This is a genomic window from Sphingopyxis sp. (genome assembly GCF_041916015.1).
Lineage (GTDB): Bacteria > Pseudomonadota > Alphaproteobacteria > Sphingomonadales > Sphingomonadaceae > Sphingopyxis.
On record NZ_JAYSAH010000031.1, the window covers coordinates 1 to 11,804 of the forward strand.

The window sequence follows — 11,804 nt, forward strand, 5'->3', positions numbered from 1 at the left end:
CTTGGCTGGTGGAAGAGAAAGGCATCGAGCCGCATATCCCGGTGTTCGAAAAATCCGGTCGCAATGATGGTAGCTTCGAACGGGCCGACTTCATCTATGATCATGACGACGACAGCTACACCTGCCCGGGTGGCAACCAGTTGCGGCGGTCCAATCGCAACTTCAGTACGCCGCGGACCGGGATCGATAAGGACGGCTCCATCCGCTATCGAGCGCGTCAGCAAGACTGCGAAGGCTGCGCCCTAAAACCGCAATGCACGCCCAATGCGCCCGCTCGCAAGGTCACGCGTTCGATCCACGAAGGCGCGCGCGACATGGCCCGCGATATCGCGACGACCGACGCCTATCTTGTGTCGAGCAGAGAGCGGAAGAAGGTCGAAATGCTGTTCGCCCACCTCAAGCGCATCCTGAAACTGGACCGCTTGCGCCTGCGCGGTCCCAATGGTGCCCGTGACGAGTTCCACCTCGCCGCCGCAGCCCAAAACCTCCGGAAAATGGCAAAGATCTTCCCGATCCAGAACCTCGCCACCGCCTGATCAAGGTGAGGAGGCCGTTCGCGTCCCGTCCGCTTCCACCCTCAGCACAGCGTCCGGGCGACTTCTTCAACAGAATAAGGCGCAAAGCTGACAGTACCCTTGAGCCGGCTAATTCAAAACTGCGACGCCGATCAGCGCCAGGAATAATCCGAACAAAAGACCACCGGTTGCCGCCCAGGTGACCCACCAGTCCTGCTCGTCGGTCGAGCGGCGCTGCTTGATCATGCCCTCGACGCGGCCAAATGTGCGCGTCAGGGTGTCACGTGCCTCGCCGATCGATTTGGCGTCATCGGCTCGGTAGCTCATCAAAGCTTCGTGTATCTCCATAGCGATCGTTCGCGGCGTGAGCTGCATCGCTGGCTTCCCGTCGATGCTTTTGATGTCCTCCTCGATCGCGCCGAGACGGGCGGCGATATCGCGCAGGGTGGGCAAATAGTCGGGAAGTTTTTCCTTCGCTGATGTGAGGCCTTGGATCGCAGTTCGCTGCAGGGAGATTTCATGGCGCAGCTCTTCGAAGGCTTTGGCGGCATCGGCGGCGGGCGGGGTGCGGACAGGTTTCTGGGTCATGGGAGCAGCTTACATCGAGATACCCATGCCGCGTCCACGCCCGAGATGCTGCTGGAGATCGTGAGACAATGATCCTGTCGCAGAGGGTTTCAGGCCAAGGTCCGCGCGCCGATTTTGGAGCAGCGACTCGAGCTGTGGGTCGCGGTGCAGACTCTTCGCCATGTCGTTGAGGTTGGCGCGCGCCTCGTCCCGCGCGGCATAGGTTGGCGCCTTGCGCGCCTGCGTGCTTTCCTTCTTCCACGAGGCGACGAACAGCTCGGCGCGCTTCTCGACCTCGGCGGCGAGTCGCTTTGCCGCGGCCGCCTGCCGCACCTGCTCGCGGGTCGCGCGCTCGGCGGCACGTTCGGCGGCCCGGACCGCGACCGCGCTGTCCATCGCCTTGATCGCGCCCGTGGTCCGTCCTGCCGCTGCCTCGCTGGCCAGCTGGTAGCTTTTCCCGAACGCTTCGCGCAGATCGCGCCCGCCGCCAGGCCGAAGCGCATCGAGATCCTGCCGGGCCTTCCTGTAGGCATCGAGCTCGTGCGGCAGTTCCTTCCCGCCGGCGCGCCGGACATCGACGATTTCCTTCGTCACCCGCGCAAAGCGCTCGACCGCCTTGTCGAGCGCCGACGGGGCCGCGGCCGTATCGAGGGCGCGGGCGCTGACGCGGACGTCCGACAGCCCGACGGGTCGCCGCAGCTTCGGTGCCTCCTCCCGCAGCGGCTCGCGCGAGACAGTGAGCTTCAGGCCGTCAAACATGCTGCGCTTCGGTTCGGCAGCCTTTGCCTGCTGCACCGTCTCAACGCTCCTGGTCCGATAGTCGCTCGCCATGTCCTTTCCACGCTCGCGGCCGAGCGTGCGCACCAGCTTCGACTGGCTGGCGAAGTCATCCTTGCCATAATGGACGTCGACCGCCTCGCGATGCCGCGACATGGCAACATAAGCACCGTGCCGATCCATGCCCGGCGTCGCGAGAAGTTGCACGCGATCGACCGTCATGCCCTGCGCCTTGTGGATGGTTGCCGCATAGCCATGATCGACATGGGCATAGTCCTTCAGATCGAACGCCGCGCGTCGCCCGTCGTCTAGCGTTACCGCCATATGCGCAGGGCTGACGCTTTCGACGCTACCGAGCGACCCGTTCTTCACGCCGAGGTCACGCTCATTCTTGAGGAACATGATGCGGTCGCCCGATGCGAAGCGCCGCTCGCCGCGCTCGACAGCGAGCAGAACCTCATTGCCGAGCGCCCCGCCCGTTTTCAGCCGCTCACGCACCGCCTCGTTGAGCTCACGGACCTCGTCATTGGTGTGGGTGAGGATAATGCGGCTGGCATCGGGATGCGCCTGACGATCGCGATCCCACGCATCCACCAGTTCGGCACGAGCGGCTTCGCGCGTGTCGGCGACATGCACAAAGCCAGCATCGGCATAGCGATCGATCGCCTCGCCGGTCCGTCCGGTCGCGAGCTCGCGCGTAGCCTCGCGCTGCCAGTCCTCCTGCTGCCGGCGGATGTCCATGATCTCGACGGCACCGTGGCGTTCGGCCGCGGCGCGGAACGCCGCGCCCGCTTCGATCGCCTGCAGCTGCTCCGGGTCGCCAACAAGAACGACCTTCGCGCCCTGGCGTTCGGCTTCCGATACGACACGCTCGAGCTGGCGCGTGCCGACCATGCCCGCCTCGTCGATGACGAGGATATGCTTGTCGGTGAGCAGTTCGCGGTCGTTCGCCCACTGATGTTCCAAGCTTGCGAGCGTGCGCGACGCGATGCCCGAGCCATGCTCCAGGCCTTCTGCGGCGATACCCGACAGCGCAGCGCCCTGCACCCGATAGCCCGCCGCCTCCCAGGCTTCGCGGGCGACGCCGAGCATCGCGCTCTTGCCCGTTCCAGCATAGCCGATGACGTTGCTGACGCCTCGCGGCGATGTCACATGATCCAGTGCGCCGCGCTGCTCCGGGGAAAACTGCAAACCGCGATCAAGCGCGCGCTCCAGCGCCCGCTCGCGATGGCGCTCGGCAACGGCATGATTACGCCGCGCGTCTAGCGTGGCGGTCGCCCGCTCAAGCCGTTCTTCCGTCTCGATCATCGATCGCGACGTGAACCGATCATCGCCGCGCCCGTCCTTGCCGAGCGCCACCAGGTCGGGAGAGGTTTTGACCGCCGACATCACGGCGTCGAACTGCTCCTTGCCGTCGCTGTGGCGGTGCACGAACATCGCGAGGTCGCGGTTGGTGAATGTCGCCTGGCGATGCGTGATCGCGTCGAGCGCGATGCCGGGATCGGCAAGGATCTTCTCGCCGTTCGATCGGGCGATCTCGATATGCTCGGCGAGCCGGTCGGGCTCCAGTCCCTCGGCCGCCATGCGCGATGCTGCCGGGCCGATCTTGTGCTGCGGCTCGAGATCGATTCCTTGCGCTTCGAGCGTACGATGATCGACCCGCGCATCGATATCGAGCGCGGCGAGTCGCTCGTTGACATGATCGGCCCAGGCTTCGCGCCAGTGGGTCAGCAGTTCGGTGCGGTTCCAGTCGCGGACCTTGGCGCCGAACTCGGCGCTGCCATCCTCGCCGACGCGGATTTCCCGCATCGTCAGCATGACATGGGCGTGCGGCTTGGCGAGTCCATCGGCGCCGATGTCCCAATGGACATTAAGATCGGCGATCATGCCGCGGCCGACGAACTCGGCTTGCACAAAATCACGAGCCAGCTCGATACCCTGTTCCTGGGTCATCTCGCGCGGGATCGCAAACTCGATTTCGCGGGCAAGTTGCGCGTCCTTGCGAAGCTCGGCTGCCTCAACGTCATTCCAGAGCTTTTCGCGGTCGCACCATTGCTCCGGCGCACCCTCCGGTAGCAGCACTTCGCTGTGAACGACGCCCGCCTTGTTCGAGAAATCATGGCTGCGACCGAGCCGCTCGTCGTGCAGCCGGTCGGCCGAACGATAGGCCGCGGCAGCGACAGCACTGCTGCCGGCGGCGCGGGAAATGACTTTTGCCGAGAAATGATAGATCGCCATAAGGGCAATCCATTTACAGCAAAACGGGCACGTCGGCACGACGTATAAGCGCGCCCTCACACGATTTCATCGCGCTCGGGATCACAGCTTCTCACGAGATTTCAGCTACTTGAACGACGTTGAGACTCGGCATAGCTGGTTCGTCCGATACCATGAACATGGAAGGACAGACGATGCGCAAACCCCGGGATTTCGACGCCGAACTCCAAGCTTTGACCGACAAGGCGAAGGCGCTCAAGACGAAGAAGCAAGGTCAGCTCGGCGAGCTGGTGGTCGCGACGGGCGCCGATTCCCTCTCGATTGAGCAACTCGCCGGTGCGCTGCTCGATGCAATCGACGCCGATGCCGCGCGAAAGGAGGCGTGGCGCAAGAGCGGCGCCGCCTTCTTTCGCGGAGACCGCGACCGCGCTGGCAAAGGCGCTCGCGGGAACGCGTGTCGGGCACCGGCGAGCAGTACAGGCGCGCAATCGCCTGCAGGCGAAGCGGGCGCGGCATGACACGCGAGCGTGGCAGGTGAAGCGCCGCGAGCGCACCCGCCAGCTGATCGAGCTCGGCGGCCTCGTCGCCAAGGCCGATCTGATCGAACTGACGGGCGACGACCGCGCCGTCTTGCTCGGGCTGCTCATCGAGGCGGCTGCGACGCTGCGGGGCGAAGGGCGCGAGCAGCAATTGCTGCTCTGGCGTCGTCGGGGAAAGCGCGCGTTCGATGCGACATCTACGGCGACGTAGGGAGCTACCGGACATTTACCTTCGCCTGTCATGTTCGGAGCATGGCACGTCATTGGAAACATCGTCGACGCGGGCGCCGGCCGAAGAATTCGGCCGTCAATTTTTTCGTCGGCGCTGGCTTGATCGGCGCGGTCGTCGGGGTCGGCTCGACAGCGACGACACCCGAAGGGCGAACGCAATTGGCGTCGGCGGCGAGCGACATCGCGGTAGCGGCGGGAATGGCCCGCGCGCGAACGCCTGAAGATGGCGATTATTGGCGGCGCTGCGACGACGCGCGCGCGGCTGGCTCGGCCCCGCTCTATCGGGGCGAGCCAGGTTATCGCGATGGATTGGATGCCGACGATGACGGGATCGCGTGCGAACCCTATCGCGGGCAGTAAAGAACGCTATTTTGCTTTCGCGCGACCGCGCGCGGCAGGCTTACGGCCGCCGCCGCGCCCCTTGGTGCCGAGACCGATCTGCTTCGCCAGTTCGCGGCGCTTTTCGGCATAGTTAGGAGCCACCATCGGATAGTCCTTTGGCAGGTTCCACTTCGCGCGATACTCGTCAGGCGTCATGCCGAAGTTGGTCATAAGATAGCGGCGCATCATCGTGAGCTTTTTGCCGTCTTCGAGACAGACGATGTAGTCGGGCTTCACCGACGCGCGAACAGACACGGCCGGTTGATGCGGCTCGGGTTCCGGTTCAGCCGTCGAGGACAGACCGGCGAGCGCTTCGTGGACCGACCGGATGACAAGGGGGATGTCCGAAATCGCGACGCTGTTGTTGCTGACGTGGGCAGCGACAATATCGGCGGTCAGCGTGACCAGCATTTCGGAATCTTCCATTCGCGTTTTCCTTCGAGGTCTAACCACTTCGGCTATCCTCTAGCGCCACATTCCATTCCAAACAAATAGCGAAAGTGTCGCCACAGAACTATCAGCGCCGCGCTACGGCAGCCGTCCCGCCGTGCGGCGAAGCTGTTCAAGCCGCTCCGAACAAATCGCGTGCACGGCCCGCCCGAGTTCTTCGACGCGTTTTCCGAGCCACCGCAGTTCCTCTTCGGTGATGCGGTAGTGCTTGGAGTAACGCGCCTTTACATAGGCTTCCTTGAGCTTCTCGAAATGCCTGCGATCCGATTTCAATTCACGCGGCCAAACATCGACGAGCCGCATATCAAGGCGTTCTGCCTGGGTACGCAGAAAGCCCAGATTGTGGACATGCGGCGTATAGAAGGTGCAGACCAGAAGAACGCCGTGATAGAGGCTCTCCGTGCCCTGATGTAGAAGAAACGCCGCTTTCTTCCAGTCTCGTTCTTCCAAATAGAAGCGGTACCCTTTTAAGAAACTCGCTGCGCCGGGTATCCACTCATCAAAATACTCCTGCGCCATGTCGAGCGCCTCATCGGGCGTCTTCGGCTTGGGCTTGTGCAATTCCTTGTCGTCATATTCGTAGAGGGCGATGCCGTCCTTCGCGATGTCCATGAAGAAATAGCGGCCATGCGCGAGCCCGTCGTTCACTTCCTGCATGGTGTGAATAATGAGGTTGACGGGCGTGTGCAGCGTCTTGTCGATCGCCAGCTCGCGGTCCAAGCGATCCTCGATCTTGGGCCAAAACTCGACCTTGTCGGTGAGGCGCTTGTCGCTGACAATAATGAGCAGATCGAAGTCCGAACGATAGCCCTTGGCGGTGTGCGGCTCGTCGACCCAGCCGCCGCGCGCATAGCTGCCGTACAGGATGATCTTGTCGATCCGGCCCTTCTTCTTCCAGCTCATCGTCGCGAGCGCGATGCTGTCGGCGAACTCTTCGAAGATGATCTGCTTCACGCGCTCGAGTTCGCGCTGCTTGTTCGCGGGAAGATGATCGAGATCGGTTCTCATTGTTATCACCCTGTAATTGCGATGGCCGGATGGCAAGCGCCATCCGGCCTTCGCGCGCTCCTCACAGCCGGAAACGCCACCACCATGGATCCTTTTCGTCCATTGCAGTCATGAGGACGCGAAGGCTTCCGGCAAAATGCCATTCGACGTCGGCGACGGTGATGCCGAAGCGCGCGGCAATTTCGGAATAGCTCAATTCCTCGACCCGGATGGCGAGAAAGACCTTGCGGTCCATTTCCTCCATCCGGTCGACGGCGCGCTCAGCGCGCCAGAGACGCAGCCGGTCCTCGCGGTTCATGCGCGCGCTCATTGGTCCGCTCCCGCAAAGGCCAATAGAAAGTCAGCTGCCTTGCTCGCCTGACTGGCGGCGCGGATGATTGCCTTTTCGTCGTCGCGCAGCACCGACAGCCATGACGCGATATAGTCGGAATGACGAACGGTCGGCGCGATGCCGAGCGACGCACAGGTGAACGCCGACGCCATCTCGGCGACAAGTTCCTCCTTCGCGTAGCTGTCCGATCCGAACCCGCCCTTCTGGTCGCGGTCCAGACGGCTGCCGTGACCGGTCCAATGACCAAGCTCATGCAGCGCCGTCCGATACCAGTTGATCGGCTCATGAAACGCTGCCTGCGGCGGCACAGCCACAAAATCATGGCTCGGGCTGTAAAAGGCTTCACCGCCGCCAATCTGGAAGCGCGCGCCGGTCGCGGCGATCAGCGCATCGGCCGCGCCGACGGCAATCACCGGATCGGGACTGACCATCGGCGTGATATAGGCCTCGGGCAGTCCCTCACATTGATCAACATTGAACACGACGAAGCGCTTGAGGAACGCCACCTGCCGCGCCTCGCGTTCGTCGCCGCGCGCGGCTTCGGCTTCCGCCTTGGGCGTGAAGCGATCGGCATAGCAGATGACCGTGCCCTTCTCGCCGCGCCGGACATTGCCGCCTGCGGCTTCGGCCTGCCGGTAAGTTAGCCAGCGCTGCGACGCATAGCCCTTGGCGACAACCTCGGCCCACAGGATCAGGACATTAATGCCGGTATAGCGCCGCGCGGTTCCGGCATTTTGCGGCATGGTGCATCCACATGCCGCGCTGTCCCAAGGCTGCACCCATGGCAGCCGCCCTTCTTCGAGCTCCACGATGATCCGGTTGGTGACCTCCGAATAGAGGCTCGCCCGTTCGATTCTTTCCTTGCGCATATCCTTGCTCCTTCCAGCCACCGCACCCCGGCCCGGAAGGGGGCGGAGGTGGGCGGCAGGAAGGAGCCGGCAGACCCGCATCATCGGGCGGGCTGCATCCGAAGGACCGAAACGAAGAGGAGGACCCGCAGGGTTGCGGCCCGACCGGGCGGGGCTAAGGCGAGTGACGCCCACCTCCGTCCCCGCAGTGCCGGGACATCTACGCCGCCGCAACGCGGCGACCGAATGCGCGCCAGCGGCGCCCTCGTCCCACGCGAATCAGATCATCGCCGCGCCGGTTATGGCGCGTCATTTCGGGCGCGGCCGTCGCCGACGGCCTCATTTCCCTTCGGGCGGTGTCATCTGCGAGACGCTGTGAGAAAAAAAGTTCGAGCTACGCCAATACAGCCCGCGAACCTCCACGGACGCCCATGGATGCCCACGGCCCTACGCCATCTTGCGATAGCAAAAAGGGCGGGTTTCTGCGGTGTTGACGAAGGCAGCCCCGATCCCCTTCTATGATCTCCCGTCGCAATATGATCCCCCGACATATGGAGAAAAATCGCATGGCATATCAATCTCCCCTCCGTCTCATGCGGCTTACCGAAGTCCTCGATCTCACCGGGCTCAGCCGCGCCACCCTGTATCGCAAGATCGCCGCCGGCACCTTCCCGCCGCAGCACAAGCTCGCCGAGCGCTGCTGCGGCTGGCGCGTCGGCGAAGTCGAGCTCTGGCTCCGCAATCCGGTCTCGTTCACGCTCGCCGACCTTGAGCGCAATCGCGACGCTGCCTGAAGGCCAGACACGGCAAAGCCCCGCGCCGCATCCGCGGCGCGGGTGGAAGTCCGCCTCAGTCGGCGGGGTTCCAGATGAGGGCGTAGCCATCCTCGCCATCTTGCCCTGCGGCGCGGCCGAGGTTCGCATAGAGCCGACGCGGCCCGAACTCGGGAGCGGCGAGGCTCAGCGAGACATAGGGTTCGCCCGAAACCTGTCCGACGCGGATCCAGCCGGCACCGATCTCGACGCCTTCGGAATAAACCCGGTAATCGGGCTGGACGTCGCCGCTCTTCGAGCGGTTGGTGCGGATCTCGATCGCGGCCCGGATCGAAAGAGTCTTGAGCTGGCCCACGAAACCCGTTTCGATGGTGCCGTTCACAAAGCCGATTGCTGCCATTGATCGTCTCCTTGAAGTACCGCGGGACCATCCCTGCGGCATGGGCGGACCAGGAACCGGCGCATGAGGCGTGCCGCGAACCCGTCAGGGCCGAAGCGCAGCGGAGGAGTGCGGCGGCGCGATTATTTGAAGCGAAGCGGCCGCGAGGAGCCGGCAGAGCCGGCGGGGAAATAATCGCGCCGCCGCGCTTTCGCGGGGCGCCGCGCCGGTGCAGGTCAACTCGCCCGTCGCCGGGATGGTTTTGCAGAACAGGTGGAGCGATCCCGCGGTATCGGCGCGAACGATCAAACGCCGGAACTTGAGTGAAAAAAGCGATCTAACCGCGGACTGTGGCTGCGATCAGATACGCCGCGCCCGAGTTCGCAGTCCGCCCTCCCATCGGCTTATACCGGGCGGCAAGAAAACACTTCCAAGGCATGCGATTTGGCGTTTTCGTACAATCCTAGGGTCAGAACCGATATTATCGGGCTCGCCAACTTCCGTCCGGGCTTGGCGATTAGCGACCCCGGCAAGTCAGGATGGTGGGGCGAAGGATGCAGCATCCTCGTATGGGCGGCGCGAAGGCAACTTCGCGTCGCCTCTTTCTTTGGCTGAACCGCGGGCCGTCGCCGCTTGCGGCGGCGGCGCGCCAAAATCAGAAACGCCGCGCCGGCCCGAGGCCGGCGTGTCATTTTGCGCCCGGGAAAAATGAGGCGGGCGACCGAAGCCGCCCGCCGTCTTCTCATGCTGCCAAAGGCTGCTCGTCCTCGGCAGCGGGTTCATGCGCTGCAGGCACCGCAAGCTCATGCGCGACCCGCCGCGCCGATTTGACGCTGCCGACCCCGCCCCGCGAGGTGTAGGCCGAAGGCGGAAACGCCATCCACTGCGGCACCCACGGCTCGGCCTTGGTCCGACCGTTCGCGCCTTCAAGGCAATCGGCAACGATAGCCTTCAAAGCCTTGCCCTTCTCACCGGCGTTGGCTGCTGCAACCTCCTGCCCCGCAACCTCGCCGACGATGGCGAGCAGCACTTCGCGGTCGCGAAGCTGGTCGAAGAAGGCCGCGTCCGCTCGCCAGTGCTGGCGCATGTCGGTGCCGAGATGGAGACCGATCATCTCCACAGCCTCGCTTCCCGCCTGCAACGTCTCGCCCATGACGATCGCCACGATTTCCAGCACCACCGGATCGGGAAGGTCCAGAAGGCGCGCGAACAGCGGGGCAAAAGGGGGACGGCTGAGCGGCCTTCCCGTGACGGTCGGCGCTTCCTCGTCGAATCCGAGAACGCCAAGCACCGCGCGGCGCTTGCGGTCGAACGCCGTTTCGGCCGAAGATGTCTCCACGCTCTCAGCGATATCTTCCTTCGGCGCCCGCTGGCCCTCGACATCGACGCGCCACAGGTCGGCCCCCGCAATGACATGCGCGAGCATCGCCCGTAGCGCGACGCCGCCATGGCCTGCCAGATCGGCGCGCACTGCCGCATGGCGATGAAGATCGATATAGGCATTGAGCGGGCCCGACACCTCGGGACGCACCGGCTTGGCAAGGACGGTATCACCCTCGCCGCTCCCGCCGCCGCCCGAAAGCCGCTTCGCTTCCTTGGTGGTGACGAAGCCTTCGTGGAAGCTCACCTCGCCGCTCTCGCGAACCTCGACATAGATGCGGCCGCCCTTGCGCTTGCCCGCATGGGCATAATCCCACGACCGGAACCAGTCGCCGCGGGCCATGATGACGACATCGGACCATCCCGCTGCGAGATAGTCTGCCTTGCGCGCCTCGATGGCCGCCATCTGCGCCGACCAGAAAGCATCGGCGTCGGCAAAGAAGCTGTCCTCGCCGAACAGGTCGGACACGGTCGCGAGCTTTGCTTCCTCAGTGTCGAACAGCGCGTGCTTCACCGCGATGGCCGTTCCGCCGAACAGCCACGCTTTCAGCTGATGGCCAGTCGGGCAATAAGCCCCTTGATCGTCGAACAGCGCCAGCCACGATTTCTGCTGGCTCTTCGATGCGAGTGTCAGGTGACACACCGTACCCGCATCGATATCACCGCCGCGATAGAGGCTGCGAATGCGGGGGAGCAGGTTGCCGAGAGCAAGGATACGCTTCACTGCACGCGGCTCGAACCCGAAGCTGTCCGCGACCTCCTCGACCGACCGCCCCGCCTTGACGAGCGCGACGAACGCTTCCCACTGACTGACCTCGTCGGGCTGCACCCGCGCGAGATTTTCGAGCATCGACGCTTCGAGCGCATCGGCATCGTCGCCCTCGTCGAGAATGGCACAGGGAATGGGCCGGACCGCCCCGCCCTCGCGCGCGACGGCATTGACGGCGGTAAAGCGCCGACGCCCTGCGACGATCTCGTAACGGCCTTCCGCACATCCCTCGACGCCGCTCGGGATGGGGTTAGGCCGGACAAGCAGCGGGACCAGCACCCCGCGTGCGCGGATGCTCGGCATAAGGTCTGCGACATCGGGGTCCCTCCCCTTCCCGCGCATGTTGGCGGTCGCGATGGACAGGTTGCCCAGTTCGATGAAATCCAGCTTCATGACTTTCTTACTTCTCTCTTCAACCACACCCGGCCCCGGACGGCGGGGCGGGCGGCGAGAAAAGGCGACGGGACCGCGCCAAAGGACGGCGCGCACCCGCAGGGCCGCAATGCAATGGAGGAGCCAACGCGCAGCGGCGGCTTGCGCACCGTCCGAGCGGCCCCATAGCCGTGCGCCGAACGACACGCTGTCCATGGCCGGCCACCAGCAACGCCGCCGTGCGGTCAGCGCGGCGTCAATATCGGA

General features: G+C 64.3%; 13 protein-coding genes. 5 read left to right on the forward strand and 8 right to left on the reverse strand.

Annotated elements, in window-relative coordinates:
• Positions 1-536, forward strand: a 536-nt coding sequence (locus ACE3SL_RS04915) for a transposase (RefSeq protein ID WP_374524643.1), incomplete at its 5' end; no start/stop codon positions are given.
• A 108-nt stretch (positions 537-644) separates the two neighbouring features.
• On the opposite strand, the gene ACE3SL_RS04920 is transcribed toward ACE3SL_RS04915, so the two are convergent.
• Both ACE3SL_RS04920 and traA read right to left on the reverse strand, forming a co-directional pair.
• Positions 645-1,103 (reverse strand): hypothetical protein, encoded by a 459-nt coding sequence (locus tag ACE3SL_RS04920; RefSeq protein ID WP_374524644.1) that lies wholly within the window; start codon positions 1,101-1,103, stop codon positions 645-647.
• A 9-nt stretch (positions 1,104-1,112) separates the two neighbouring features.
• Positions 1,113-4,097, reverse strand: a complete 2,985-nt coding sequence (gene traA / locus ACE3SL_RS04925; RefSeq protein WP_374524645.1) for a Ti-type conjugative transfer relaxase TraA — start codon at positions 4,095-4,097, stop codon at positions 1,113-1,115.
• A 173-nt stretch (positions 4,098-4,270) separates the two neighbouring features.
• Here traA and ACE3SL_RS04930 point away from each other — a divergent pair, with 173 nt between their 5' ends.
• The 3 genes from ACE3SL_RS04930 (at position 4,271) to ACE3SL_RS04940 (ending at position 5,206) form a co-directional block, all read left to right on the forward strand.
• Positions 4,271-4,594 carry a conjugal transfer protein TraD gene (locus tag ACE3SL_RS04930; protein WP_374524646.1) on the forward strand — a complete coding sequence of 108 codons (324 nt, stop codon included), beginning with the start codon at positions 4,271-4,273 and terminating at the stop codon, positions 4,592-4,594.
• A 16-nt stretch (positions 4,595-4,610) separates the two neighbouring features.
• Positions 4,611-4,826, forward strand: a complete 216-nt coding sequence (locus ACE3SL_RS04935; protein ID WP_374524647.1) for a conjugal transfer protein TraD — start codon at positions 4,611-4,613, stop codon at positions 4,824-4,826.
• A gap of 119 nt (positions 4,827-4,945) precedes the next feature.
• Positions 4,946-5,206 (forward strand): excalibur calcium-binding domain-containing protein, encoded by a 261-nt coding sequence (locus ACE3SL_RS04940; protein WP_374524648.1) that lies wholly within the window; start codon positions 4,946-4,948, stop codon positions 5,204-5,206.
• Between the two features lie 6 nt (positions 5,207-5,212).
• Here the strand turns inward: ACE3SL_RS04940 and ACE3SL_RS04945 are convergent, their stop codons facing one another.
• The 4 genes from ACE3SL_RS04945 to ACE3SL_RS04960 form a co-directional block, all read right to left on the reverse strand.
• Positions 5,213-5,638, reverse strand: coding sequence for a MucR family transcriptional regulator (locus ACE3SL_RS04945; protein WP_374524649.1), 426 nt, complete (start codon positions 5,636-5,638; stop codon positions 5,213-5,215).
• 117 nt (positions 5,639-5,755) lie between these two features.
• Positions 5,756-6,685, reverse strand: coding sequence for a HEPN domain-containing protein (locus ACE3SL_RS04950; protein ID WP_374524650.1), 930 nt, complete (start codon positions 6,683-6,685; stop codon positions 5,756-5,758).
• Between the two features lie 61 nt (positions 6,686-6,746).
• On the reverse strand, positions 6,747-6,995 hold the full coding sequence (locus ACE3SL_RS04955; protein ID WP_374524651.1) for a sigma factor-like helix-turn-helix DNA-binding protein: 249 nt from the start codon (positions 6,993-6,995) through the stop codon (positions 6,747-6,749).
• The gene (locus tag ACE3SL_RS04960; protein WP_374524652.1) at positions 6,992-7,885 is read right to left on the reverse strand and encodes an ArdC family protein; all 894 of its coding nucleotides are present in this window, start codon (positions 7,883-7,885) and stop codon (positions 6,992-6,994) included. Before ACE3SL_RS04960 ends, ACE3SL_RS04955 begins: the two co-directional genes overlap by 4 nt.
• 572 nt (positions 7,886-8,457) lie before the next feature.
• Here ACE3SL_RS04960 and ACE3SL_RS04965 point away from each other — a divergent pair.
• The gene (locus tag ACE3SL_RS04965) at positions 8,458-8,658 is read left to right on the forward strand and encodes a helix-turn-helix transcriptional regulator (RefSeq protein WP_374524653.1); all 201 of its coding nucleotides are present in this window, start codon (positions 8,458-8,460) and stop codon (positions 8,656-8,658) included.
• 55 nt (positions 8,659-8,713) lie between these two features.
• Here the strand turns inward: ACE3SL_RS04965 and ACE3SL_RS04970 are convergent, their stop codons facing one another.
• Together ACE3SL_RS04970 and ACE3SL_RS04975 are read right to left on the reverse strand one after the other, a co-directional pair.
• The gene (locus ACE3SL_RS04970) at positions 8,714-9,037 is read right to left on the reverse strand and encodes a DUF736 domain-containing protein (protein WP_374524654.1); all 324 of its coding nucleotides are present in this window, start codon (positions 9,035-9,037) and stop codon (positions 8,714-8,716) included.
• A gap of 721 nt (positions 9,038-9,758) precedes the next feature.
• Positions 9,759-11,558 carry a ParB/RepB/Spo0J family partition protein gene (locus ACE3SL_RS04975; RefSeq protein ID WP_374524655.1) on the reverse strand — a complete coding sequence of 600 codons (1,800 nt, stop codon included), beginning with the start codon at positions 11,556-11,558 and terminating at the stop codon, positions 9,759-9,761.
• Positions 11,559-11,804 lie beyond the last annotated feature (246 nt).